The sequence below is a fragment of the Caballeronia sp. EK genome, assembly GCF_014384845.1.
Classification (GTDB): Bacteria; Pseudomonadota; Gammaproteobacteria; order Burkholderiales; family Burkholderiaceae; genus Caballeronia; species Caballeronia jiangsuensis.
In genome coordinates this window covers 400,028-426,468 of the sequence record NZ_JACSUE010000005.1, presented here as the reverse complement: position 1 = coordinate 426,468, position 26,441 = coordinate 400,028, and the positions used below count along the sequence as shown (strand labels likewise).

Genomic DNA, 26,441 nt, shown 5'->3' with positions numbered 1-26,441 from the left:
GTGCCTCGCAATGATACGTGCGACCGTGGCCCCACCGGCGATATACGCACACCGGTCTTTTTGAGACACTGGCCGTACCGCTCATTCCGGGGAGAGGGCTTGTTCGATCGTGCGAGACATCGTGGCGGCGATGCGCGGGGCGCGCGCGTGCAATGGCGCGCGTGCATGGGCGTCGTCGTCGTCGTTCTGACCTGGGCGCTGTGCGCGACGGCGGCGGGCGCGAAGGAGCGCATCGTCGTCGGCGCGGCGCCGGGCGTCGCGCCGCCGCTCGACATGGCGTACCCGCATGACACCGCGCCGCGCGGGATCTCGGCTGATTACGTGGATGCCATCGCCCGCGCGCTCGACCTCGACACGCAATGGCGTATCTATCCGAACCGCGCCGCGCTGATGGCGGCGCTCGCGCGCGGCGACATCGACATGGCGACGGGCGCGACCGGCGTGGACAGCGGCGCCGCGCTCGCATACACCCGCCAGTACCTGCCGATCAAGCAGATCTACGTCGAGCCGCTCGCGAAACGTCCGTCGAGGCACCGACTCGCTTACGTCGACGCGCAGGTTTCGCCGGCGCGCCTGCAGTCCGCTTATCCGTCGATGCGGCCGGTCGCGTATCCAGACCTGATCGGCGCGCTGCTCGCCGTCTCGTTGGGCGACGCCGACGCGTTCGTGGGCGACATGATTGCTTCCGGCTACGCGATCACCCATTACTACCTGCCGAATCTGACCATTACCGACCTTGCCGCCTTCGATGGAGACGGCTACCGCTTCGCCTTCGCGGCGGATCGTCAAAGCGCGCTCGCGCTGCGGCAGCGGGTCGACGGCGCCCTTGCGGGGCTGCCGCCCGAGTTCATTCTTCTCGCGCGCGCACGCTGGAATCCGGGCGCCTTCGCGGTCACGCGGGAGAGGCCGATCGAGCTCACGGCGCAAGAGCTTGCGTGGGTGCGCGCGCACCCGGTGGTGCACTATTCGATGCTCGTGCAGGGCGCGCCGTGGACGTTTCGCGATGCGCGCGGGGAGCCGGCGGGCATCGCGGCCGATATCCTCGACGCGATCTCGCGCGTGACCGGCCTGCGCTTCGAGCCCCGCATGCGCGATACGCCCGAACAACTGGTGGCCGACCTGCGCAGCGGCGCCTCCGCGATCCTGCCCTACGGCGTGGGCGAGACGTCGGCGCTGCCCGGCGCCGTGCTCAGCAAGCCGACCGGCGACGGCATCTTCATGATCGTGACGTCAGCCAGCCAGCCGCCACTGCGCGACGCTGCCGCGCTCAAGGGCAAACGCGTCGCGCTGCCGGCCTCGTCGCTCCTGGAGCCGCTCCTGCGGCAGAGCGCGCCCGATGTGCGGATCGTCAACACGCAACCGTTCGAGGGCCAGTTTCGCGCGGTGGCGAATGGCGATGCCGATGCGACCATCGCCGATCTGGCCATCGCCAACTATGCGGTAGAAAACCCGTTTCGCGATTCGCTCGTGCTGAGCGGCACGCTGTCGACTCAGCCGGTCCCGCATGGCCTGTTCGTCGCGGCGAGCGAACCGGTGCTGCTCGGCATCGTCAATCGCGCGATCGAGAGTCTGCCGCCGCCCGAGCTGGAGACGATCCGCGCGCGCTGGAAGCTCTCCGAGCATCCCGAGATGCTTTGGGAGCGGCATCGTCCGCAAGTCGAGCTCGGCGCGCTGCTCGGCGTGGCGCTCGTGCTCGTGCTCGCGGGCTGGGCGCTGACGATGCGCGTGCAGGTGGCGCGCCGGATTGCCGCCGAAGGGGCGATGCGCGCCGCGAAGGAAGAAGCGGAAACGGCGAATCGCGCGAAATCCACTTTCCTCGCGACGATGAGCCACGAAATCCGCACGCCGATGAACGCCGTGCTCGGTCTGCTGGAGATGGAACTGCGCGCCCCGGGCGAGCGCGCCGCGACCGAGCGCGCGCTGTCGATCGCGCATCGCGCCGCGCGCGATCTGCTCGGCATGATCGACGATCTGCTGGATGTCGCGAAGATCGAGGCCGAGCGCCTCGTGCTCGCGCCCGCGCCGCTCGAAATCGACGCGTGGGTCGCGGGCGTCGCGGCGATCTACGAGCCGGCCGCGCGCGCGAAGGGGCTCGCGCTCGTCGTCAGGCGCCGCTCCGATGCGGGCCCGCTCTGGCTGCTCGCCGATGGCCAGCGTCTGCGGCAGATCGTCGGCAATCTGCTTTCGAACGCGATCAAATTCACCGATGTCGGCGCGGTCACCCTCGAATACCGGGTCGCGCCGCCACAGGGCGGCAAGCGTGCGGTGACGCTCACGGTGAGCGACACGGGCATCGGCATCGAGCCCGAGAAGCAGGCGATGCTGTTCACGCCATACGTGCAGGCCTACGATGGCCGCGCGCGCAACCTCGGCGGCACCGGGCTCGGCCTCACCATCAGCAAGCGGCTCACCACGATGATGGGCGGCACGATCGAACTGTCGAGCGAGTCGGGGCGCGGCACGCGCTTTACCGTGCGCATCGATTTTCCGGAGACGGAGGCGATGGCGTCGACGGGCGAGACGCCGTCCGCGCCGGCGGGCGCGCTTGCCGGATCGCTCGCGGGGCTGCGCGTGCTCGTCGTCGACGATCATCCCGCCAATCGCATCGTGCTCGAAGGACAGATCAGGCTGCTCGGCGGCAGCGCGCAAATGGCCGTCGACGGCAAGAGCGCACTCGCACGCTGGCGCGCCGCGCGGCACGCGTTCGACGTGATTCTCACCGACTGTTCAATGCCCGAAATGAGCGGAGAGGAACTGGCGCGCACGATCCGGGAGGACGAGGCGAAAGAGGGATCGGGGCTACGCGCCGTGCCGATCGTCGGCCTGACGGCGAACGCGCAACCCGACGCGGCGATGCGCGCGGTCGCATCGGGCATGACGGCGTGTCTCGTGAAGCCGCTCGGTCTCGACGGTCTGCGCGCCGCCTTGCTCGACGCGACGCGCGACGGCCGCGTGCCGGGCGTTTCGACGGCGGCTGCGCAGGCGTCCGCAGTTGAGCCGGATTCGGACGCACCGGTGTTCGACCGCGCGTTGCTGGCCGGTTTCGGCGATCAGGCCGGGACGCTCATCGATACGTTGAAGGCCGCCAATGCGCAGGATCTGGCCGACGCGCGCGCCGCCTTCGACGCGTGCGACCACGCGCACCTGCGCGATATCGCGCATCGCATGAAGGGCGCGGCGGCGGTGATCGGCGCGACGCCGTTCATGCGCGCGTGCGTCACGTTGCAGCACGACTGCGATCTTGCCGTCGATGAAGATCGCAACGGCGAGGACGACGCGCGCATCGCGGCTTCGTTTGCGGCATTCATTGCGCAAGCCGAAGCGCTCGATGCCGCGCTCGCGGGTCCGCTCGCGTGTATTGTTTCGCCCGCATCCGATGCATCGCGATGACGCGCCGGCGGGCAAACCGCATCAGGCCGTAGCCGGCCCGCCCACCCCGCGCCCCGCGCGCATATAAAGCGCAACCGACAGCGCCACCGCCGCGGCCGCCGCCAGCGCGGCAAACAGAAACACCGACCCATATCCGAACTCACCCGCGACATAGCCCGCGAGCGGCCCGGTCAGGCCGAGCGACAAATCGAGAAACACGGAATACGCGGAAAGCGCCGCGCCACGGCTCGCCGGCGGCACGAGTCCGACTGCCTCGACGCCCAGCGCGGGAAACACCAGCGCAAAGCCGAAGCCGGTCAACGCCGCACCCGCAAGCGCAAAAGTGGGCTCTGCGGCAAGCCACAACATCAACAGCCCGCCGCATTCGAAGGCAAACGAGACGATCGCGACGCGAAACCCGCCATACGCCTTGATGGTGTTGGCGAACAGCAGCCGCGCCCCGATGAACATCGTGCCGAACACCGTGAGCGACAGCGCCGCGTTCGGCCAGTTGTGCGCGGCGTAGTAGAGCGTGATGAATGTCGCGATGGAGCCGAAGCCCGCCGAACCGAGCGCGAGTCCCAGCCCGTGCGGCAACACGCGGAAGAACACGCTGCGATAGGACATGCGCTCGCCATGCACGATCGGCACGCTCGCCATGCGGGTCGCGAGCCAGTAGCCGAAGCCGCCGAGTGCGATCACGATCACCCCGAGCGATGCGAACCCGAGCGAATGATCGATCGCGACGCCGAGCGGCGCGCCGATGGCGAGTGCGCCATAAGTCGCGATGCCGTTCCACGAAATCACCTTCGCGTTATTGGTCACCCCGACGCGCCCGATGCCCCACGTGATCGATCCCGTGCCGACCCAGCTTTCGCCGAAGCCCAGCACGAGCCGCGCGATCACCAGCAGCACGAGGCTCACCGCGTGCCATTGCGCCGCAAGTGCCGAGGCGAGCAGCAGCACGCCGCTCGCCGCGCACGCCGCGAGACCGTACAGCACGGTTTTCTTGGGGCCGAGCGTATCGGCGGTGCGGCCCGCGAGCGGCCGCGACATCAGCGTTGCGAAATACTGGACGCTGATCGCCGCGCCCGCCATGACCGAGCCGTAGCCCAGATCCGTATGCACGTAACCCGGCAGCACCGCGAGCGGAATGCCGATCGTCAGGTAGCAAAGGAACGTGTACAGCACGACAGGCAGAATCCGCAGCGTGACTGCGAAATCGCCCTGCGGCTTGGTGCGAGGCTCGGAGGACATAGGGAAATTGCGGGGTTGTATTTGGCGCGAAGGCGTGATTGTCCCATATGTCGCGACGCAGCATCGCACGCGTTTTGTAACCAGGTGGAACAAATAGCCTGCCAGAACGATCGGACGGCAGCCTTCGGAGGCTTGCTGCACAAGGCTCAGCGCACATATCGGACGAAGAATATGTCGTTCATGCAATGCCGGCTATGGGTTGTGGTTTTTGGTGGTGATAGCTTTCGAATCATCGAAGCGACAGGACCAGTCCGAAAAAGTCCCCGAAGTCGCGAATGCCACCGGCTGCGTATCCCGCGCAACCAGCAAAAAAGCATCGAAGAGCCCCGAGACATCCCATGACCCAGCCGATCCGCTTCTATCACCGCAATGCGATCCAGGAAGTGAGCGGCGCGTCGACGACGCGCACCGTCCTGCAATACCTGCGCGAAGACGCGCGCTGCACCGGCACCAAGGAAGGCTGCGCGGAAGGCGACTGCGGCGCGTGCACGGTCGTCATCGGCGAGCCGGACGGCGCGGGCGGCGTCGCGTTCAAGGCCGTGAACGCGTGCGTGCAGTTCCTGCCGACGCTCGATGGCCGCGCGCTCTTCACCGTCGAAGACCTGCGCCAGCCGGACGGCACGCTGCATCCGGTGCAGCAGGCGCTCGTCGATTGCCACGGCTCGCAGTGCGGCTTCTGCACGCCGGGTTTCGCGATGTCGATGTTCGCGCTCTACGAAAAGCACGGCCATGCGACGACCGGCTGCGCCGGCAAGTGCGAGAAGACGAAACCGTCGCGCCAGGAAATCAGCGACGCGCTGACGGGCAATCTGTGCCGCTGCACGGGTTATCGGCCGATCATCGAAGCGGCGGAGCAGATGTTCGATCACGCGCCGCTCGCGCCCGTCAACGTGCCGGCGCTGGCCCGCACGCTCGAAAGCATCCGGCGCGACGATACGTTCCACTACGAGCACGCCGGCCGCCAGTTCGAGGCGCCGCGCACCGCCGAGGCACTCGCCGCGATCAAGGACAAGAACCCGAACGTGCGCATTCTCGCGGGCAGCACCGACGTCGGTTTGTGGGTGACGAAGCAACTGCGCGATCTCGGCGACATCGTCTATGTCGGGCAGATCGAATCGTTCAAGCACGTCGAGACGACGGACGAGTGGGTCGAGATCGGCGCGGGCGTGTCGGTCGATCGCGCGTACGACGAACTCGTGAAGATCTATCCCGAACTCGAAGAAACGCGTCTGCGCTTCGCGTCGCTGCCGATCCGCAATGCGGGCACGCTCGGCGGCAACGTCGCGAACGGCTCGCCGATCGGCGATTCGATGCCCGGCCTCATCGCGCTGAATGCACGCGTCGTGCTGCAAAGCGTCGACGGCACGCGCGAGATGCCGCTCGAAGACCTGTACATCGCGTATCAGAAGAAGGACATGCACCCGAACGAGTTCGTCGCCGCCATTCGTGTGCCGACGCGTCACGGCAAGCGCGTGAATCTTCAGTTCCGCGCATACAAGCTGTCGAAGCGTTTCGACTCCGATATTTCCGCCGTGTACGCCGCGTACAGCTTCATCGCCGATGGCGACATGATTCGCGAGCCGCGCCTCGTCTACGGCGGCATGGCCGCGACGCCGAAGCGCGCATCGCACGCCGAAGCCGTTCTGACGGACGCGCACTGGCACGAAGCCACCGCCCAGGCCGCGATGATCGCGCTCTCGAAGGATTACCAGCCGCTCACCGACATGCGCGCGAGCAGCGACTATCGGCTCGACACCGCGAAGAGCCTGTTGTATCGCTTCTGGCTGGAGACGCGTCCGCACAATCCGCTCGATAAATCGAAGCTGGATGTGCGTGCAATCGAACTGGTCGAAGCGAAGTAAGCGAAAGGGAGAACAAGACAATGAATCAGCAAGCCGAAGCCTTTCTCGCCGAAGCCCAGTCGCTCGCGAACGAAATCGACGCGTTCAAGCAGGTCCACGTGTCGCGTCCGCACGAGTCGGCGCATCTGCACGTAAGCGGCCGCGCGAGTTACACCGACGACATTCCGCCCATCGCGGGCACGCTGCACGCCGCGCTCGGCACGAGCCCGAAGGCGCACGCGAAGATCGTGTCGATGAACTTCGACGCCGTGCGCGCGACGCCGGGCGTCGTCGCCGTCTTCACCGCCGAGGACATTCCCGGCGTGAACGATTGCGGCCCGATCATCCACGACGATCCGGTGCTCGCGCAGGGCATCGTGCAGTTCGTCGGCCAGCCGATGTTCATCGTCGTCGCGACGTCGCACGATACGGCGCGTCTCGCCGCGCGCCGCGCGACGATCGAGTTCGAAGACCTCGTGCCGGTCCTGACGCCGGAGGACGCGCGCAAGGCCGAATCGTACGTGCTGAATCCGCTGAAGCTGTCGCGCGGCGATGCCGAAGGGCGCATGGCAAAAGCCTCGCATCACGAGCGCGGCGCGATGAAGCTCGGCGGCCAGGAACAGTTCTATCTCGAAGGCCAGATCGCGTACGCCGTGCCGAAGGACGACGACGGCATGCACGTCTACTGCTCGACGCAGCACCCGACGGAAATGCAGCATCTCGTCGCGCACGTGCTCAACGTGCATTCGCACAACGTGCTGGTCGAATGCCGCCGCATGGGCGGCGGGTTCGGCGGCAAGGAATCGCAGTCGGGCATTTTCGCGTGCTGCGCGGCGCTCGCCGCGTGGAAGCTGCTGTGCCCGGTGAAGCTGCGTCCGGACCGCGACGACGACATGATGATCACCGGCAAGCGCCACGACTTCGTGTACGACTTCGAAGTCGGCTACGACGACGACGGCAGGATCGATGGCGTCGCTGTCGACATGACTTCGCGCTGCGGTTTCTCCGCCGACCTCTCCGGCCCGGTGATGACGCGCGCCGTGTGCCACTTCGACAACGCGTACTGGCTGTCGGACGTGAAGATCGAAGGCTATTGCGGCAAGACGAACACGCAGTCGAACACCGCGTTCCGCGGCTTCGGCGGGCCGCAGGGCGCGTTCGCGATCGAATACATCATGGATAACGTCGCGCGTTCGGTCGGCCGCGACTCGCTCGACGTGCGCCGAGCGAATCTCTACGGCAAGACGGAGAACAACAAGACGCCGTATGGCCAGACGGTGGAAGACAACGTCATCCACGAACTGATCGCCGAGCTGGAAGAGACGAGCGATTATCGTCGGCGGCGCGCGGCCATCAACGAATTCAACGCGAACAATGAAATCCTGAAGAAAGGCCTCGCGCTGACGCCGGTGAAGTTCGGCATCGCGTTCAACGTGACGCACTTCAATCAGGCGGGCGCGCTGGTTCACATCTATACCGATGGCTCAATGCTCGTGAATCACGGCGGCACCGAGATGGGCCAGGGCCTGAACACGAAGGTCGCGCAGGTCGTCGCGCATGAGCTCGGCGTGAACTTCGAGCGCGTGCGCGTGACGGCCACCGACACGAGCAAGGTCGCGAATACTTCGGCGACGGCGGCATCGACGGGAACGGACCTGAACGGCAAGGCCGCGCAGGACGCCGCGCGCCAGTTGCGCGAGCGCCTCGCCAAGTTCGCGGCGGAGAAGTTCGGCGGCGGCACCGTGACGCCCGCGCAGGTGCGCTTCGCGAACGATCGCGTGATCGTCGGCGACGATGCGATTCCGTTCGGCGAAGTCGTGCAGAAGGCGTATCTCGCGCGCGTGCAGTTGTGGTCCGACGGCTTCTATGCAACGCCCAAGCTCTACTGGGATCAGGCGACGATGCAGGGCCGCCCGTTCTTCTACTACTCGTATGGCGCGGCGGTGTCGGAAGTGGTGATCGATACGCTGACCGGCGAAATGCGCGTGCTGCGCGCGGATGCGCTGCATGACGTGGGCGCATCGCTGAATCCGGCGCTGGACAAAGGCCAGGTCGAAGGCGCGTTCGTGCAGGGCATGGGCTGGCTGACGACGGAAGAACTTTGGTGGAATGACAAGGGCAAGCTGATGACGCACGCGCCGTCCACCTACAAGATTCCGACGACGAACGATATGCCCGCCGATTTCCGCGTCGATCTGTTCAAGAACCGCAACGTGGAGGACAGCATCCATCGCTCGAAGGCTGTGGGCGAGCCGCCGCTCTTGCTGCCGTTCTCGGTGTTCTTCGCGATCCGCGACGCCGTTTCCGCGGTCGGCGATCACAAGGTGAATCCGCCGCTGAACGCACCCGCGACGGCGGAAGAAATCCTGAAAGCGGTCAACGCGGTGAGGGGCGCACGGTCATGATGCACGTCGTTCTGTTCGGCGCGGGTCACGTCGGCCACGCGCTCGTGAAGGTGCTCGGCACGCTGCCGTGCGTCGTGCAGTGGGTCGATGCGCGCGACGAACTCTTCCCCGACGAAGTTCCGGCGAACGTGCAGATCGAAGCGACCGATCTGCCCGATGCGATCGTCGACGAGGCGCCGGCGGGGGCGTACTTCATCGTGATGACGCACGATCACTCGCTCGACTTTTCGCTCACGCAACGCATCATGCGGCGCGACGACTTCGCGTACTTTGGGTTGATCGGCTCGAAGACCAAGCGCGTGAAGTTCGAGCGGCGGTTGATGGAGCGCGGCGTGGCGGCGGATCGGCTGGCGGAGATCACGTGTCCGATCGGCGTTGAGGGAATCGTCGACAAGGCGCCGTGGTCGATCGGGCTGGCGGTCGCGGCGCAGTTACTTAGAGTGAGGGAGATGACGGCGCGGTTGGGGATGTCGGCGGTAAGGGCCGCGCGCTTGGTGGCGTGAGGTTTTTGTTCGCTTGGGCTTCTGTGGATGGCCTGTATTCGTGTCGGTCTATTAGCACTGCCCCTCCCCGGGGCGGGGGTCACTTTCTTTGCTGCTGTGTATAGACCGGGGACATGGTTGACACTTTCGTCGGGGACATAGTTGACACTTTGATCATCGGGTATCGGGCTGGTTCGGGTCAAACGTCATGAGTCGGTGATGCGCGAAATAGAGGTCGTAGGCATCGGCAATCGTGCTGCTCGGTCGCGCCGCGATGTGCAGTCCGTGCAGTGCGCTGGATACGCGCAAGCGGTGCTTTCCAAACGTCACCTTGCCGTTCCAGCCCACCAGCAGGACCTGATCATCCGGTCCGTATTCGAACGGTGGCAGGCGGCTGGGCATCGCCCGTGCACTGGGCCGATAGCGCGAGATCGGCGTCGCCATGCCGATGCCCGCGTGCGGGCGCTCGAAGTTATAGCTTTGCCGCCAGCGGTCGAATTCAGCCTGCACCTGATCGGGCCCGGTGAAGCTGCGGTGGTTCAGCACCTCGGCCTTGAGCGAGCGATGAAAGCGCTCGTCCTTGCCGTTGGTCTGCGGGTGATAGGGACGGCTATGGCTCATACGAATACCCAGCCGAATGCATCGGATGGCCAACTCGGTCAATTCGCCAGGCTTGCTCGGCGTGCCCCACGGCGCGCCGTTATCGGCATTGATCTGTTGCGGCAGCCCGTAACAGGCGAAAGCGTTTCGCAGGTGCGTGTACACCGTCTCGGTGTCCTGGCTGCAGCACGCCTGCAGCACGAGGTTGAAGCGCGAATGATCGTCGATCACGGTGAGCGGGTGGCAGCGCCTTTGATCGAGCATGCCGAAGTGGCCCTTGAAATCGATTTGCCATAGCTCGTTAGGCTCGGCGCGCTCGAAACGGGTCCAGGCGGTGGCCGCCTCCGAGGCCTTCTCGCCGATGCATCCATGGCGCTGCAAAATGGCATTGACCGTGCTGTGCGAAGGCACGCCTTGCAGGCCTTGATCCTTCAGGCGCCGGCTGATCTTGTGCGCGCTCCAGGCCGGATGCTGGCTTCGCACCTCGAGCACCCGCGCTTGGAGTTCGTCGCAGGTCCGATTCGGGCTGCTGTGCGGACGTCTGGAGAGATCGCCCAGCGCCTCGCGGCCCCCGGCCTGATAGCGGTTGACCCACTTGTATCCGGTCTGCCGGCTGATGCCAAAGCGTTGGCACAGCTCGCTGAAAGCAATCTCTTGTTGCAGGGCCAGGGTCACGAATTCAAGGCGAAGTTGCATGGTGTCCTGCGGGTTCCAAGGCATGGTCGGGTCCAGGCATCGAGATGCCCAAAAGTGTCAACCATGTCCCCGCGGATCTGTCAGCTATGTCCCCGGTCTATACACTGCTGCAAAGAAAGTAACCAAAGAAAGCAGCTCGTTCAGGCCCGCGGTCACACGCACGTTGGCCATGCTTGCCAGCCCGCGGTGGCACTCGCCTAAGTGTCGCCCCCAAAGGCCCAATCGGGCTCGGCTCGCGCACGGTCTGTCACATCGCACTACACCACAAACTGGTTCAGCACAAAATGGCTCCAGCCCGCTTCGCGGCCGATGGGTCAATCGGGTTTGCGTGCGCTTCTTCCTCGACGGTTTCCCTCGCATACCCAACGGCAGCGCGTAGCGCTGTGCCGAAGCTCTTTGGTGCTGAACCAGCGCGCTGAAACGTCTCGGGCGGCAGACCGTGCGCGATCCAAGCCCGATAAGTCCTTCGAGGGCGACACTTAGGCGAGTGCCACGAGCGGCTGGCAAGCATGGCTAAACTGCGTGTGACCGCGGGCTTAAACGAGCTGCTTTCTTTGGTTACTTTCTTTGCAGCAGCAAAGAAAGTGACTGCCGCCCCGCACAGGGGCAGTGCTAATAGACCGACACGAAAACGGGATCCGGCAAAAAGCTGGAAGCGCGCCAGCGAAGTGTAGACACCCACTATCCCAACCCGTTGACCGCCCTGAAGCGCCCCGGCGCGACCCCATAAAGCTCCTTGAACCGCTTCGAAAACGCCGCCTCGGATTGATAACCCACATCCGCCGCCACATCCGCGATACTCTTTTTCGTATGCGTGAGCATCGTGCTCGCGAGCTGCATGCGCACGTGGCTCAGCAACGCGAGCGGTGAGCTATCCGAATGCGCGGAGAACGCGCGCATGAACGTCGCGCGCGACATCGCCGCTTCCTTCGCCAGCATTTCCAGCGTCCACGGCTCGGCGGGCCGCTCCAGCATCGCGATGATCGATGCGCCGAGCCGTCGATTCGCCAGCAAGCCGAGAACGCCCGCGAGCGAGGGCTGTCCGTCGAGCCACGCGCGCAGCACCATCGTGAAAAGCGCGGTCGACAGCGCCGTGACGATCGACGGCGCGCCCAGTTGCGCTTCTTCCGCCTCGCGGCGCATCGTCTGGACGAGCGGCGCAAGGTAGGTCGCCGATGCATCGGCAAACGACACATGCACGACATTCGGCAGCACATCGATCAGCAGCGCGCGCGGGGCATAGAGGAATCGCCCGCACAGCAAGTCCACGCCCGGCTGCCGCCCGCCGCAATTGCTCTCCACCGTGACCGCGCCGTTGTGGCGCACTTCCATCTCCGTCTTCGCCGCGCCTTTTTCGCGAGGCTGAATGCTCAGCACGTGCGCGTCTCCGCGCGGCAGAAAGAAAATATCTCCCGCCCGCAGTTCCAGCGGCGCATGGCCTTTCCGAAGCACCATGCACGCGCCATCGAGCACGACGTGGTACACCGCTTCCCCGGCGGGCGCGGGCGCGTGATCGAGCTCCAGCGGGCCGCTCAACAGGCAGCGCAGATCGAGCGTGCCGGAGAGGCTCGCGAGCTGGATCAGTTTGTCGAGTGCGTCCATGAGAGCAGGTCGGGCCGAGGATATCGTTCCGGATAGTACCGAAGTCCCGCCAGGCGTGCGTTACTTCGCGACTTCGCCCAGTTCGCGGGTTTCGTCTGCCGAAGGCGCCGCGACGGCCTTCTTGCCGGTGAGCGAATCGGACACGGTCGACATCAGCGTGCGCAGCCACGCGACATCCGTCGGCTGATCGGGCTGCGGCACCGAAAGCTGATAGCACTTGATGCGCGGAAACGGCACCGGCGAGTCAAGCACCGCGAGCGGCAGCATCGCCGCATAGTGCTGCGCGAAGCGGCGCGGCGCGGTGAAGATGAGGTCCGACTGCAACAGCACCTGCGGCACGAGGCCGAAGTAGGGAATCGTCGTGACGATGCGACGCTCGATGCCCGCGCGCGCAAGGCCGATGTCGATCGGATGTCGCCTGCCGCCGCTATATGGCGTCGGCGCGAGATGCGCGGCGAGCGCATAGCGTTCCGCCGTCAGCGGCTCGCGTGCGAGCGGATGGTTCGCCCGCATGAGGCAGACGAATACGTCGGTGAACAGATCCTGGCGCTCGAAGCGCGGCTCGGGCTTCGTCCAGTTGGCGACCATCAGATCGATTTCGCCCTCGTCGAGCATGCGCTCGTGGTCGCGCATCGGCGTCAGCGACTCGATCTCCAGACGCGCATTGGGCGCCGCGTCGCGAAAAGCCGCGACGAGCGTCGGCATGAAGAAATCGTTCAGATAATCGGGCGCGGCGACGCGAAAGGTGCGGCGCGAGCTTTCCGGATCGAAATCGCCATGCGGCGTCGCGACGAATTCCACTTCCCGCAATGCGCGTTGCGCGGGCGCGAGCAGCGACTCGCCGTACTCGGTCGGCACCATGCCCTGCTTGCCGCGCACGAGAATCGGATCGTTCAGGATTTCGCGCAGGCGCCGCAACGCGGTGCTGATCGCCGGCTGCGTCTGGTTCAGCCGCTGCGCGGTCTGTGTCACGCTGCGCTCCAGCAACAGGGTGCGCAATACGCGGATGAGCCAGATGTCGAGTGAGTCGGCGGGATCGTTCATGGCCTGCGAAGCGGTTGTATTCAGGACGCGCGGGCGCGAACTCGCGATCCCTCACCCGAAGTTAAACGCTTATCCATTTTTGACGCCATAGCGAGCGCGCTATGCACGGCATAGGCGCGCCCGCCAGCCCTGCGGCATTCAGCCGAAATCGGCGTCTCGCGGCGCGATCGGCAGCGCGCTGATGCGCTTCACTTCCGCGCCGTCGAGCCAGTTCGGCGAGCGCGCGACGTAGAGCACCATCGGCAGCGTGTCCTCGCCCCAGAAGATCTGGTCGTTGACGAGGAAGGTCGGCACGCCGAATACGCCCATCGACACGGCGCGGTCGTTGTTGTCGCGCAGCTTCGCCTTGATGTCCTCGTCCTCGATGCGCGTTTCGCCTTCCGGCATGCCCACGCGCTCGCATAACGCACGAAATCCCTCCGGCGTCGCGGGATCGCGCCCCTCGCGCCAGATGTAGCGGAAGATTTCGCGCACGCGAGCGATCTCGCCGTTCGCCAGCACAGCAAGCCGCAGCGCTTTGGACGGATCGAACGGATGCGCGGGCGGCATCTTGAACGGAATGCCCAGTTGCTCCGCGCGGAACAGCGCGTGCCGGTAAGTAAATACGCGTTTGGAGGGAATCGTCGCGGCGTGCGGCTGGCCCCAGCGGTCGAGCAGCTTCATCAACTGGACGGGCACGAGCTCGAACGGCATGTCCGGCCACTTTTCATGCTGTTCCAGCAGCAAGTACGAAAACGGCGAAATGAAGTCGAAGAAAAAGTACGGCTGACCTTGACTGGTCGAATGCGGGGCACTCATGTTCCCTTCTCCCTGAGATTCCTTGGCTCTGCTCGCGCCAGCGCTCGCCCGAGCCTCATCTGTTCGTTTTTTGTCGTGTCCTGCATGGCGGATGCGACGCGCGCGGCGTTGCTTCCCTTCAATAGATATTACGTGCTGCCTTGTTCCGTGTCTGCCCGCGCAGCGACACCGGACGTATCCGGTTGCGCCACGTTGCGCGTAGGGGCTTGATCGGCCTGCGCGACGGGCGCGTGCGCGAGTCGCTGCCGCACGAAGCCGATGTGCTCGCGCAACACGTAGAACTGATCCGCGAACGCGAGCGGCATCTTCATGCGATTCACCGCCGATTCGATCGCGTCGATGCGGTCGAGCAGGGCATCGCGCTGGGCGGTATCGGGGCCGCTGATCGCTTCGCGCTCTATCGCAATCAGCGCGCCATACCAGCGATAGATACGCGATTTCACGCGCCAGCGGTACAGCCCCGGCACCAGCCGCAAGCCCGGAATCAGCACCACGATCAGCGGCACCAGCAGCACGAGCACGCGATCGGCGAGACTCGCGAGCCAGAACGGCAGCGTGCGATACAGGAAGCTCTTGCCCGATTTGTAATACCGCTCGGCGTTGTCGCTGATGCGGAATTCGTGGACGAGTGGCGCAGGGAATTCGTTGGCGCGCTGCAGCAGATTGGCGCGCCCGTGCACCTCGCGCGCGGCTTCGATCAGCAGGTCGGAGAGCGCCGGGTGCAGGCTGTCGCGCGCGACCAGCTCGGCCGTCGGCGCGATCATGTGGACCGGGCGCGGCGGCAGGTTGCGGGAGAAATCGAACGCGCCCATCGGCAGCTCGATTTCCGTCAGGTACGGAAAGCGGCGCGCGTAAGCATCGGCCTGAACGAAATCCATGAAGCGGATGCCCGTCGTGCGCAGAAGCTTCGCCATCGTCGGCGGCTGGGCGGAGTCGCCGGTCAGAAAGACGGCGTCGATCCGGCCGTCTTCGAGCGCTTTCGCGGCTTCGTCGCCGGCGAGCGGCAGCAGTTCCGTGTCGCCGCCCGGTTCGATGCCGTTCGCCTTCAGCATGTTCAGCGCGAGCACGCGCGTGCCGCTGCCTTCCGCGCCGATCGCGAGCCGCTTGCCCTTCAGCTCCGACAATCGGGTGACGGCCGTCGCGCCGCGATAGAACACCGCGAGCGGCACGTAGGACACGCTGCCGAGCGATTCCAGATTGTCGTGCGTCGCGCCGGGCTTGGTCAGGCCGCCCTGCACGAAACCGACATCGACATTCGATTTCGGATCTTCGAGACGCGTCAGGTTGTCGAGCGAGCCTTGCGTTTCCAGCACGTTGAGCGTCACGCGGTTGCGCGCGAGGATCGCCTTGTATTTCTGCGCGCTGGACCAGAACGAACTGCCTTTCGGCCCGGCGGCGATGGTCAGCGTGCTCGGCGGCGCGGGCTGGATCAGCCGCACGGCCACATAGAGCGCGACCGCGCAGACGAGCAGGATCGGGCCGAAGGTGAGCGCGAGGTCGCGCCAGGAAATCGCGACAAAGCGCGCGACGATCCGCTGCTGCGGCTTGCCGCGCGGTGGGACGTCCGGATCGGTGCCCGGATTGTTTCCTGAAGGGTGGGTCATCTCGTCGGTAATTGCAAAACTGTGTGCCCGCGAGCTTACCCGATCGCGATGCGCGGACATCTCCTCGAACGGCTTCTGCATGACGCGCGAGCGGCGCGTCCGGGCGGCCGGCATGGCGTCGATGGTACATGAGATCGATGGGCGTCCGGACGCGCCGCCCGGCGCGCATCGCGTGTGACGGATGTGTGTCCGCGCCGGCGATGCTGTTGCGCGGGCGCGGCTTCGCGCAGGGCCGCGTCGTTAAAAGCTTTGCGCTTATTGCCGCGCTGGGCTAAATTGACGTTCGCCACCGCACGACAAGGCTTCGCGCGCCGCAACCCGGAATGTGGGTTCGTGAGTCGCGCCGGGAAGCCGCCATGCGGCAGGTCATATTCGAGCCGACGGGTTTTTTCGCCCGACCAACCGGCCGCAGTTTGTTTCTTTCGCCAGTCTCTCGCAGCACCGTGAGCCGCATTCGCCGGCTTGCCGCCGTCATGCCTGCGCCTTTTCGGGCCTCGGGCGCGCGTGGCCACGGGCAGTCGCTCGAAGTCGTCGCCCTGCCGCTGGGAATGCGGCCCGGTTTTGAAGTGCAAACCGAGCGAAGTAGCAACTGTGCGAAGTCAACAAGCGAAACAAAAGGAGAAATCATGAAAGCAGTCGATCTGTTAAAGGCGCTGGGTGTCGTGGTGTGCGTGGCCGTGGCTTCGAGCGCCTACGCCCAATCGAGCGACGCGGCGGCCACGAGCGCCGATTCGGCGGCGCAGGCGAAAGCCCAGAAATCCGCGACCAAGAAGACCGACCGCAAGCTCGGCTACGACGTGCGCCGCGCGTTGTCGAAGGCGCAGGGCTTCGATGTGTCGAACGTGTTCGTGCGCGCACGCAGCGGCGCGGTCACGCTGACCGGCACGGTGCCGGAAGGCGGCCAGATCGCCCAGGCCGAAGAAGTGGCGAAGGGCGTGCCGGGCGTGAAGTCGGTTTCCAACAAGATCACCCTCGGCGTGCAAGGCGGCGGAGGTTAATAGCACGAGTCAATAGAAGCCAGCGGCGTCGCGCGACTGCCGCTGGCTTCGCTCGTCACGCGGGTGCTTGAAACGGGCTCCGGCTTTCCCGCCGGAGCCCGTTGTCGTTTGGCGCTTTCGTTCGCTACGGCGAGCGACGATAACGCGCGATACTTGCACTATCGGACGCGTTGCAGTCATCAGGTTGCACCACTCATCGGAACGTATGGCGGAGACCCACAATGAAAAGATTCGCGCGTACCCAGAGGTTGCAGACTTTGCAGAACGTACCGCGCACGGCCGCGCTCGGCGCGCTGGCGGTGCTCGTCGCGGTGACGCTCGCCGCATGTCACGGCGGCGACGACGATAACGGCGGCAGCAGCCAGCCGACCAACACCTTGCCGAGCTTCGTCTCCGGCTCGGTCAACACGCAGACTTACGACGGCGTATCGGACGACCTGCTCACGGCGGGTCTCGGCAAGACGGGCCTCGCGTCGGCGACTGCGCCTTCGTTCGCCAAGCCGGCAGCGCCGACGGCAGCCGAATTGCGCCGTCTCGCGATCTATTCGAACTACCGCGCGCTCGTCGATATGTCGGCGAACGGCGGCTATGGTCGCTTCTGGGGACCGAATGTCGATCTGAACGGCAACGACACGCTCGGCGAAGGGAAGATCGCGGGCAAGGAATACATCGCTTACGCGGACGACGGCAGCGGCATGCAGAACGTCAGCATGCTCGTGCAGATTCCGCAGAGCTTCAATCCCGATCAGCCGTGCATCGTCACGGCGACGTCATCGGGGTCGCGCGGCGTCTATGGCGCGATTTCGGCGGCGGGCGAGTGGGGACTGAAGCGCGGCTGTGCGGTGGCTTACACCGACAAGGGCAGCGGCAACGGCGGCCACGAATTGGCCACCGATCTCGTCACGCTGATCGACGGCACGCTCGCCGGCGCCAGCATCGCCGGGACCAAGGCGATCTTCAAGGCGAACGTGAGCGCGTCGGCGCTGTCTTCGTTCAATTCGGCGTTCCCGAATCGCTACGCGTACAAGCACGCGCATTCGCAACAGAATCCGGAAAAGGACTGGGGCAAGAACACCTTGCAGGCGATTCAGTTTGCGTACTGGGCGCTCAACGACATGTTCGGCGCGGTCAGCGGTTCGAGCCATCAGGTGCGCTACAACAAGGGCAGCATCACGACGATCGCGGCGTCGGTGAGCAACGGCGGCGGCGCGTCGCTGGCGGCGGCGGAGCAGGATACCGATGGCTGGATCACGGCGGTCGTCGTCGGCGAGCCGCAGATCAATCTGAATCTGCCGTCGCAGGTTTCGGTGCGGCAGGGCGGCTTGCCGGTCGGCTCGTTCGGGCGGCCGCTCGCGGATTACATGACGCTCGCCAATCTGCTGCAGCCCTGCGCGGCGCTCGCGCCCGCCGCGGCCGGCGCGCCGTATCTGACGGCGCTACCCCTGGCGACCACCAACGCGATCCGCACGGCGCGCTGCGCGACGCTCGCCGCGAGCGGGCTGATCACGGGCGGCAATACGGTCGCGCAGGCCACCGACGCGCTCAACCAGTTGCATCAGGCGGGCTACGAGACCGACTCCGACACGCTTCATGCGCCGATGTGGGACTCGCAGGCCGTGCCGGCCGTCGCCGTCACCTATGCCGACGCGTACATGACCGCGAGCGTGCTCGATAACCTGTGCAACTTCAGCTTCGGCACGACCAACGCGGTGACGGGCGCGGCGGGCGTGGCGCCGCTCGTCTCGCCGATGCCGACGCTCTTCGGCAACGGCAACGGCGTGCCGCCGACGAACGGCATCAACCTGGTCTACAACGCGGGGACGACGGGCGCGGCGGATCATCGGCTGGCGACGCCCGATGCCAGCTACGCGGGCGCCGCATGCCTGCGCTCGCTGTGGACCAACGGCAATGCGACGATGGTGGGCAGCGTGAACGCGATCCGCGTGAACGCGAACCTGCGCGGCAAGCCCGCGATCATCGTGCAGGGCCGCGCCGATGCGCTCGTGCCGATCAACCATGCGTCGCGGCCGTATCTCGGGGCGAATCGCGTGGCGGAGGGCAACAACAGCCAGCTTTCGCTCTACGAGATCACGAACGGTCAGCACTTCGACGCGTTCCTGAGCGTGGCCGGCTTCGACACGCGCTTCATTCCGGTCCACTACTACAACATTCAGGCGCTCAACCTGATGTGGAATCACCTGAAAAACAACGCGCCGCTGCCGCCTTCCCAGGTGGTGCGCACGGTCGCGCGGGGCGGCGCGGCGGGATCGGCGCCCGCGCTCACGACGTCGAATCTGCCGCCGATTGCCACCGATCCGGGCGCGAACGCCATCACGACGGCGGGCGGCATCGTCAACGTGCCGAACTGACGCGGCGTGGCTTATTGAGTCGCGGTGGTTCGCGGCGCGGCGGGCGTCGTGGCCGCCGCAGCCGCGGGAACGTCCGACGCACCGGCCGCAACCGCATCCGACGCCTGGATCGCCGTTGCGGCGGCCGGCGTCTGCACGACGATCGGTGTCGGCGTGAGCTCGGGCGAGCTGACGATGAGCGACGGAACGAGCGGCTTGCTCTTCACTTCGTCGGCTGCGACGGGCGCGCTGCGCGGCACCGTGTTCAGATAGTGACCCATCAGGTTGAAGAAGCGGTCGTAGAACTTGCCGGCGGGCACGGTCTCGCTCGAAATCTTGACCATCGCGTCGCTATTCGAGCGGATCGGCAGCGACAGTGAGCCGAGCACGCTCAACCCGACGCTCGCCGACGTATCGCTTTTCTTGAGCGCATAGCCGTCCTGCACGGCGTTCACATACGCGATGCTCTGATTGGTCGCGTTCTCGCCGGGCGTGCACACCACATGGAAGGACACGACGACGTGCGTTTCGGCGCTCGGCTGGAAGTTCTTGGTCGCGTCGACGGTGTCGGGCTGGCCCATCGTCGTGAGAAAGCCTTGCGACAGCAGCGCGCGGCGCGCGGCCTCGCAGGTTTCGTTCACGGTGGCGTCGAAATTACGCGCGAATGGGCTCGCGCCAGTGTTGAAGAGTTCCTGCTGATAGCTCGGCGCGACCGAGCCTCGGCCTCCGCAGGCAGCGAGGGAGATGAGTCCGAGGGAAGCGAAAACGAGGCGCAGCGACGGCATGGGCATGAGGCAGCGGATCCAAAATTTGTGTCAACGGCAGACACAAATTGTAGTGCCGCCGGACTGGCCGATGAAAAAGCGCAGTCTGAAAACATCGTCGAATCCGAGGTTTACAGCGTGATGAAAGGGAGCCGGACGGGTCGATCATCGGTCTGGAAAGCGCAAAGCCCGGCGCGCGGCCGGGCGTTCGTTACTGCGGGACAAGAGTCTTACGGACGATTGAAGTCGACCGGATTCGCGGCCTCCGGGCGGACGATCCGATTGAGAAAGCCCGACCGGCTAGCGTGACCCGACGCCGATGCGCCTTCGCTCGCACCGCCGTAGGACGACGCGGCGGCGCCTTGCTGCGCGGCGACGCGGGCTTCGGCGCGTTGGATATCGGCCGGGTAGGTGGTCTGATCGGCCGCCGGGTTGTAGCCCGCGCGTTCGAGTTGGACCAGTTCGGCGCGCACCTGCGCGCGGGTGACCGGGCCGTCTTCACGCGCCTGGGCGAACCCGGGAGCGGCGAGAACGGCAACGATGGCGATGGCGGGAACGATGGACTTGAACATGATGACCTCCGAATGCTGACTTGGGGAACGTCGCGGTGTGGTGAGGTTTCTCTCCACTTGCTTCGTCGTTGAGAGGCAGTGTAGGACGCGATTTTGTAGGTAAAAACCCTGATTCACCCAAATCAGAATTCCCGGATTGACATTAATCGCTTCAATCAAAACGGTCCGTCGATTGACGGCAGGCCGACATGCTATCTTTGAAGTGAACTCGGATTCGTTCGCCCGGAGATATCGTGGACGTCGCCGCCTGGCTGCGCAGCCTCGGAATGGAACGGTACGAAGCGGCGTTCGTCGAGAACGCCATCGACGCCGATGTGCTGCGCAGCCTCACCGCCGACGATCTGAAGGATCTCGGAGTCGCGTCGGTCGGGCATCGCCGGAAGTTGCTCGACGCGCTCGACGCGTTGCGCGCGCAAACGGCACCCGCAGGCGCTGTCACGAGCCCGAACGAGGCGACGGGAGAACGGCGGCAGGTCACGGTGCTCTTCGCCGATCTGTGCGGCTTCACGAAAATGAGCCGGGAAGCCGATCCGGAAGAAATTGTCGCCGTGCTCGACCGGTACTTCGAAAAGGTCGATCGCATCGTCGAGCAGCACGGCGGCTACATCGACAAGCATGTCGGCGACTCGATCATGGCGGTATTCGGCGCGCCGGTTTCGCATGGGAACGATGTCGAACGCGCCGTGCGGGCGGCCCTTGCGATCGGCGACGCGATGCCCGCGCTATCTCGCCTGCTCGCTCGTCCGCTCTCGGTGCATATCGGCATCGCGGGTGGCGAGGTCGTCGCGAGCGGCACGGGGAGCGCCGCGCATCGCAAGTACACCGTGACCGGCGATACGGTCAATCTCGCCTCGCGTCTCACCGACGCGGCCGGGCAGTCGGAGATACTGATTTCCGCGGCGGTGCGACGCTCTCTGGCCGGGCGCGTCGTGTGCGTCGAACGCGGCGCGCTGGCCGTCAAGGGTTTCGCGGAGCCGGTTTCGGTGTGGTGTATCGCGGGTCTTCGGCACGGCGCGCCGGATCGTCCTTTCATCGGCCGCATCGACGAACTGCGCGAGTTTCGCGCGATGCTGAACGCGTGCCGCGACGCCGGAACCGGACGCACCGTTCTGCTGCGCGGCGAGGCAGGAATCGGCAAGACGCGCCTTCTCGATGAATTCAAACGCGAGGCCCACGATTCAGGCTTACTTTGCCACGGCGGCCTCGTGCTCGATTTCGGCGCGGCCACCGGACGGGGCGCGATTCAGTCCATCGTGCGCGGGCTTCTCGCGCTCGACGATTCGACCGATGCAAATGCCTGTGTCGAGCGTGCGATCGGCGACGGCCTGATCGATCGCGGCGACGCGCTTTTTCTCAAGGATCTGGTCGATGTGCCGATGTCGCTCGACGACCGCACGATCTACGAGGCAATGGACAACGCGATGCGCGTCAGCGGACGGCGAAATGTCGTGACGCGGCTCGTCGAGCGCGCGAGCCAGCGGCAGCCTCGACTGCTTTCGGTCGAGGACATCCACTGGTCGGATGGATCGACGTTCCGCGACCTCGCCGGACTGTCGGCGACGGTGGCGGCGTGTCCGGCAATGCTGGTGCTGACCGCGCGGCCGTCGGATGCGATGTTCGATGAATCATGGCGCGCGGCGGGCGGCGCAGCGCATTCGCTCGTCGATCTGGGTCCGCTCAGCGCCAACGAGGCGCACGTGATGGCCGCATCGTTTCCCGGTGCGGCGGCGGATCTGGCGGCGCGCTGCATCGCGCGGGCGGCGGGCAATCCGCTGTTTCTGGAGCAACTTCTCGGCAATGCGGAGGAAAGCGACGAAACCGGCGTGCCGGGCACGGTGCGAAGTCTCGTGCAGGCGCGGCTGGACCGGCTCGATGCCGTCGACAAGACCGTCCTCCAGGCGGCCTCGGTACTCGGTCAACTCTTCGATAAGGGCGCGGTCGAATATCTCGTCGATGGCGCCGGCGCCGCAATGGAGCCGCTCGTGATGAGTCTCTTGTTGCGACGTCAGGGCGCCGGATTCATCTTCCATCACGCACTCATTCGCGATGCCGTCTATGACGGCCTGCTGAAAAGCCGGCGACGCGAACTGCATCGTCGCGCCGCGCAGTGGTACGCCGGACGCGACCCGCTCCTGCGGGCCGAACATCTCGATCGCGCGGCGGACAGCGAGGCGGCGCGCGCCTATTGCGACGCGGCGCGCTCGCAGGCGAGCGCGTATCGCCATGAATCCGCGCTGCGGCTCGTCGAACGCGGGCTTCAGCTCGCGAACGAAAGCAGCGACCGCGTCGAACTCGAATGTCTTCGCGGCGATATCCTGCATGACGCCGGCGACATGCGATCGGCGCTCGCGGCATTCGAAGCCGCGCTCGAAGTCGCGGAGTCGGATGCGCAACGTTGCGCGGCCTGGATCGGGTGCGCCACCGTCAAGCGCGTCACGGACGATCTCGACGGCGCATGGGCCGATCTTCACCTCGCCGCCGACGCCGCCGCGGCCCACGGCCTTCAGCGCGACGCCGCGCGCATCCACTTCCTGCGCGGCAATCTATGTTTTCCGCGCGGCGATATCGACGGCTGCGTGCGCGAACACGGACGCAGCCTCGCACTCGCGCGCGAAGCGGACGACCCCGAGCAGGAGGCGGCGGCGCTGGGCGGCCTCGGCGACGCGGAGTACATGCGCGGCCGTATGATCAGTGCCCACGACGCGTTCAGCCGATGCATCGAGCTGTGCAAACGCCACGGGTTCGGACGAATCGAGGTGGCCAATCTTCCGATGCGCGCCATCACGGCGTGGTTCGCAGGCAAGACGGCGGCCGGGCTCGATGCCGCGCTCGCGAGTGTCGCGGCGGCGGAGAAGGCGAGGCATCTGCGGGCGCTCGCGGTCGCTCATCACGCCGCGTGGCATTGCCTGCACGATCTCGCCGAATGGGACCGCGCCTCAGAACATGTCGATCCTGCGCTGCAATGTGCGCGCGAGTTGAAGTCGAGAAGGTTCGAAGGCGAAGCGCTCGCGCTGCGTGCGGAGTTGCATCGAGTCGCCGGGCGAAGCCGCGAAGCGCTGGACGATATCGCAGAAGCGCTGTCGATCAGCCGAGAGACCGGCATGGCTTATCTGGGCGCACACTATCTCGGCATCCTCGCGCGCGCGACAGACGACATCGATGTATTCGAAGACGCGCTGGCGGAAGGCGAGGCGCTGCTCGCGGCCGGCGCGGTCAGCCACAATCACTTTCTCTTTCGACGTGACGCGATAGAAGCATGCATCGACCGGCGTCGCTGGGACGCCGCCGCGCATCACGCCGCGGCTTTCGAGGAATATGCGTGCCGTGAACCATCGCTCTTTTCGCGGTTCTACGTGGCGCGCGCACATGCGCTCGTCTCGTATGGAAGGGGTGATCGGGACGCTGCGCTGATGAAGGAGCTTCAGCGGATCGGGCACGAGGGCCGGAAGTCCGGTTTCATTTACGCGCTGGAAGCAATCGATGGCGCGCTCTCGGGCGAGTCGAATCTTCATTGATCAACGAGTGTGGGACGTCGATCATGTCAATCGAGTTGAAGCGTCGGGTCAAATTGTTCGTGCAACGCTTCTGGCAGCCGACCAGCGCGTGCATGACCTGCATGCCGGGAAGCTGGAGCAATATCGCGAGCATGGCGCACTGGTCGGTAGCCTTCAAGACCGGACTTCTCACGGGCCTTCTGGCGGTGCTTCTGACCTTCACGCCCGCCGCGAAGCTCTACGAAAACCGCTATGGCAATGCGGCGATCGTCGGTTTGCTGACTGCAATCGGCGATACCTACGCGCACGCGAGCCATTACCGTTTGCCGTACGTCGAGCATCTACTGACGGGCGTCGTCTCGGGACTTCTGGCGCTGCTCGCTTCGTATCTTCTCGAAGATCGGGCGCGCCGCATTCGGGTGGCATGGGCGCGCGTCTTCGGGTAGCGCATCACCAGCGCAGAAGCCTTGGGCCCAGCCATGCGCCGATGAGCGCCGGCATCAGCATGCCGATTGCGTACCACACGCCCCAGAACGCAGGGCTCATTTCGGGGCAATGCAGGCAATAGACGATCGTCGCCGTCGAACTTGCCAGCAACCCGGCGACGGCGCCCGCGAGCCGCAACCGCGTCGGCGCGAGCGAGCGCATGGCCCAGAACGCGGCGGGGAAGGTGGGTATCGAAAGAAGCAGGATATTGAACGGGCAGGTGCGCCACGTCTGGCCGAGCACCAGCGCTGCACGCGCGTTCGAGCCGGCGCTGTCGACGGCCATCCAGCCCGCGATCCACACCGCGGCGAACGGCAACGCGACGAGCGCCCACGAATAACCCGCGCGTGCACCGGGCCGGCCGATCCGGGCGATGGTGAACATCGCGCCGATTGCAACGGCCAGCGGAAACGCCAGCTTCGCCCAGAAAATACCCGTGCGCGCGACGCTGCCGAGATCGTGACGAACGCCGAACACGATGCTCATCAAAACCAGCGAGCCCGCCGCGCCGATCAGCAACGCCTGAACGAACCGGCGTGCGATGGCCGCACGGTCGACCTGTGTCACCTGATTCGAAAGGAGGGAGATGAGTTCGTCGGTCTTCATCTTAGTCCCCGGATTTTAGCCGCGAGCGCCTTGAGTCCGCGATGCACGCCCACCTTGACCGCCGATTCGGAAAGCCCGGTGAGGCGCGCGGTTTCCGTCACCGACAACCCTTCGAGCTTCATGTGAACGATCGGCAGACGCTGCTTGTCCGGGAGATGTTCGAGCAGCTTGCCGATGTCGTGCCGCGCCTCGGCGGGTTCATCGTCGGCGGCGGCGAGCAGTTCCTCGTGATCGTCGAGCGGGACGTTCAGCGACTCGCGTCGCGCGTGGGAGCGGAAGAAGTCCATCAGCTTGTAGCGCGCGATCGCGTGCAGCCAGGCCGTCAACGGCTCGTCCGGCCGATAGGTGTGACGCGCGTTATGCACGGCCAGCAGAATTTCCTGGACGAGGTCCTCGACATCGTCGAGACGATGCGGAATGCGCTTTCGCAGATAGCCCCGCAAATGCCGCGTGAGCGCCTGCAGAAAGCCGCGATATGCGTTCTGATCGCCATCGAGTCCGCTGATGAACAACGCTTTCAGCCGGCTTTCCGCGTCGTGCGACATGGTTCCTGTATGGGCGGGATTACGGGACGAAGTTTTGCGCGCCGCTGCCGGAGCGAGCGCCGCGCCGTGCTTTGGTTCGGTCGTCACACAGTATCCGAAGCCGTGGTGCGCTGCAATGACGCCGTCCTGATTCATGTTCGTCGGTTCCCTCCTGCCTATCGCTAGTTCGTTCTCCGCCCCCCACGGGTTACACACGGCCTGAAATTTTTCGCGCATCGAATTAATCGATCGAATGCTGTAACCGGCGACGTATCGGCGACGAATTAACTGGTAGTTCGAGATTCAGGGGACCGACATGGAAACGATGAAAGCGCCACTGGCGCCAGCGTCCGAAACGACACCGATCCATCCGCTGTGGCTGCGCGTCACGCACTGGCTCAATGCGGTCGCGGCGCTGATCATGATGCTGTCCGGATGGCGCATTTACGATGCGTCGCCCGTGTTCCGGGACATCGTCATTCCGCCTTCGATCACGCTCGGCGGCTGGCTCGGCGGCGCGTTGCAGTGGCATTTCGCGGCGATGTGGCTGCTCGTGTTCAACGGCATCGTCTATGTCGCGCTCAATGTCGCGAGCGGCCGGTTCTTCTCGAAGTTCTTTCCCTTGTCGCCGCGCGCGGTGCTGCGTGATTTCGTCGCGGCGTTGAGCGGCCGGCTCGCGCACGCCGATCTGCGCCAGTACAACGCGGTGCAGAAGCTCGCGTATCTCGTGGTCGTCGCCGATCTGATCGTGCTAGTGCTTTCGGGGCTCGCGATCTGGAAGTCCGTGCAATTTCCGCTCTTGCGCGAACTCATGGGCGGTTATGACAGCGCGCGCGTCGTGCACTTTTGCGCGATGGCGGTGATGGCGGCGTTCGTCGTCGTGCATGTGGCGATGGTCGCGCTCGTGCCGCGCTCGCTTCTGACGATGTTGCGCGGCCGCTGATGTGTTTC

Annotated in this window: 19 protein-coding genes; 9 read left to right on the top strand and 10 right to left on the bottom strand. The window is 65.5% G+C overall.

Annotation, left to right across the window (positions count from 1 at the left end; all coding sequences use genetic code 11):
* Positions 1 to 99 precede the first annotated feature (99 nt).
* Positions 100 to 3,390: an ATP-binding protein gene (locus IAG25_RS17480; RefSeq protein ID WP_255503769.1), complete on the top strand. Its 3,291-nt coding sequence runs from the start codon at positions 100 to 102 to the stop codon at positions 3,388 to 3,390.
* Between the two features lie 21 nt (positions 3,391 to 3,411).
* Here IAG25_RS17480 and IAG25_RS17475 read toward each other — a convergent pair whose 3' ends face one another.
* Positions 3,412 to 4,626, bottom strand: coding sequence for an MFS transporter (locus tag IAG25_RS17475; RefSeq protein WP_187605970.1), 1,215 nt, complete (start codon positions 4,624 to 4,626; stop codon positions 3,412 to 3,414).
* 338 nt (positions 4,627 to 4,964) lie between these two features.
* On the opposite strand from IAG25_RS17475, the gene xdhA reads away from it, so the two are divergent.
* The 3 genes from xdhA to xdhC are packed head-to-tail and all read left to right on the top strand — an operon-like array spanning position 4,965 to position 9,375.
* Positions 4,965 to 6,488: a xanthine dehydrogenase small subunit gene (xdhA, locus tag IAG25_RS17470; RefSeq protein WP_187605969.1), complete on the top strand. Its 1,524-nt coding sequence runs from the start codon at positions 4,965 to 4,967 to the stop codon at positions 6,486 to 6,488.
* A gap of 20 nt (positions 6,489 to 6,508) precedes the next feature.
* Entirely contained in the window at positions 6,509 to 8,872 is a 2,364-nt protein-coding gene (gene xdhB, locus IAG25_RS17465) for a xanthine dehydrogenase molybdopterin binding subunit (RefSeq protein ID WP_187605968.1), read from the top strand.
* A complete protein-coding gene (xdhC, locus tag IAG25_RS17460; protein ID WP_187605967.1) occupies positions 8,869 to 9,375 on the top strand; it encodes a xanthine dehydrogenase accessory protein XdhC in 507 nt (168 codons plus the stop codon). The genes xdhB and xdhC overlap by 4 nt, the downstream gene beginning before the upstream one ends.
* 153 nt (positions 9,376 to 9,528) lie before the next feature.
* On the opposite strand, the gene IAG25_RS17455 is transcribed toward xdhC, so the two are convergent.
* From IAG25_RS17455 to IAG25_RS17435, 5 genes are all read right to left on the bottom strand, one after another.
* The gene (locus tag IAG25_RS17455) at positions 9,529 to 10,674 is read right to left on the bottom strand and encodes an IS481 family transposase (RefSeq protein WP_187605966.1); all 1,146 of its coding nucleotides are present in this window, start codon (positions 10,672 to 10,674) and stop codon (positions 9,529 to 9,531) included.
* Between the two features lie 657 nt (positions 10,675 to 11,331).
* Entirely contained in the window at positions 11,332 to 12,252 is a 921-nt protein-coding gene (locus tag IAG25_RS17450; RefSeq protein WP_187605965.1) for an AraC family transcriptional regulator, read from the bottom strand.
* A gap of 60 nt (positions 12,253 to 12,312) precedes the next feature.
* Complete coding sequence (locus IAG25_RS17445) at positions 12,313 to 13,296, bottom strand: LysR family transcriptional regulator (RefSeq protein ID WP_187605964.1); 984 nt, start codon at positions 13,294 to 13,296, stop codon at positions 12,313 to 12,315.
* Positions 13,297 to 13,434: 138 nt separating this feature from the next.
* The gene (locus IAG25_RS17440) at positions 13,435 to 14,094 is read right to left on the bottom strand and encodes a 2-hydroxychromene-2-carboxylate isomerase (protein ID WP_187605963.1); all 660 of its coding nucleotides are present in this window, start codon (positions 14,092 to 14,094) and stop codon (positions 13,435 to 13,437) included.
* 128 nt (positions 14,095 to 14,222) lie between these two features.
* Positions 14,223 to 15,698: a TAXI family TRAP transporter solute-binding subunit gene (locus IAG25_RS17435; RefSeq protein WP_187605962.1), complete on the bottom strand. Its 1,476-nt coding sequence runs from the start codon at positions 15,696 to 15,698 to the stop codon at positions 14,223 to 14,225.
* 626 nt (positions 15,699 to 16,324) lie between these two features.
* On the opposite strand from IAG25_RS17435, the gene IAG25_RS17430 reads away from it, so the two are divergent.
* Both IAG25_RS17430 and IAG25_RS17425 read left to right on the top strand, forming a co-directional pair.
* The gene (locus tag IAG25_RS17430; protein ID WP_187605961.1) at positions 16,325 to 16,696 is read left to right on the top strand and encodes a BON domain-containing protein; all 372 of its coding nucleotides are present in this window, start codon (positions 16,325 to 16,327) and stop codon (positions 16,694 to 16,696) included.
* A 221-nt stretch (positions 16,697 to 16,917) separates the two neighbouring features.
* Positions 16,918 to 19,065 (top strand): D-(-)-3-hydroxybutyrate oligomer hydrolase, encoded by a 2,148-nt coding sequence (locus IAG25_RS17425; RefSeq protein ID WP_255503768.1) that lies wholly within the window; start codon positions 16,918 to 16,920, stop codon positions 19,063 to 19,065.
* An 11-nt stretch (positions 19,066 to 19,076) separates the two neighbouring features.
* Here IAG25_RS17425 and IAG25_RS17420 read toward each other — a convergent pair whose 3' ends face one another.
* Entirely contained in the window at positions 19,077 to 19,835 is a 759-nt protein-coding gene (locus IAG25_RS17420) for a DUF2242 domain-containing protein (RefSeq protein ID WP_187605960.1), read from the bottom strand.
* 203 nt (positions 19,836 to 20,038) lie between these two features.
* Entirely contained in the window at positions 20,039 to 20,380 is a 342-nt protein-coding gene (locus tag IAG25_RS17415; RefSeq protein ID WP_187605959.1) for a DUF4148 domain-containing protein, read from the bottom strand.
* 233 nt (positions 20,381 to 20,613) lie between these two features.
* Between IAG25_RS17415 and IAG25_RS17410 the strand changes: the two genes are divergently transcribed.
* Positions 20,614 to 23,895 (top strand): adenylate/guanylate cyclase domain-containing protein, encoded by a 3,282-nt coding sequence (locus tag IAG25_RS17410; RefSeq protein WP_187605958.1) that lies wholly within the window; start codon positions 20,614 to 20,616, stop codon positions 23,893 to 23,895.
* A gap of 23 nt (positions 23,896 to 23,918) precedes the next feature.
* Positions 23,919 to 24,320, top strand: a complete 402-nt coding sequence (locus IAG25_RS17405; protein ID WP_187605957.1) for a hypothetical protein — start codon at positions 23,919 to 23,921, stop codon at positions 24,318 to 24,320.
* Between the two features lie 4 nt (positions 24,321 to 24,324).
* On the opposite strand, the gene IAG25_RS17400 is transcribed toward IAG25_RS17405, so the two are convergent.
* Together IAG25_RS17400 and IAG25_RS17395 are read right to left on the bottom strand one after the other, a co-directional pair.
* A complete protein-coding gene (locus IAG25_RS17400; RefSeq protein ID WP_187605956.1) occupies positions 24,325 to 24,966 on the bottom strand; it encodes a DUF1109 domain-containing protein in 642 nt (213 codons plus the stop codon).
* Positions 24,963 to 25,511, bottom strand: coding sequence for a sigma-70 family RNA polymerase sigma factor (locus IAG25_RS17395; RefSeq protein WP_187605955.1), 549 nt, complete (start codon positions 25,509 to 25,511; stop codon positions 24,963 to 24,965). The genes IAG25_RS17400 and IAG25_RS17395 overlap by 4 nt, the downstream gene beginning before the upstream one ends.
* Positions 25,512 to 25,806: 295 nt before the next feature.
* Here IAG25_RS17395 and IAG25_RS17390 point away from each other — a divergent pair, with 295 nt between their 5' ends.
* Entirely contained in the window at positions 25,807 to 26,433 is a 627-nt protein-coding gene (locus IAG25_RS17390) for a cytochrome b/b6 domain-containing protein (RefSeq protein WP_187605954.1), read from the top strand.
* The last annotated feature ends 8 nt before the right edge of the window (positions 26,434 to 26,441 follow it).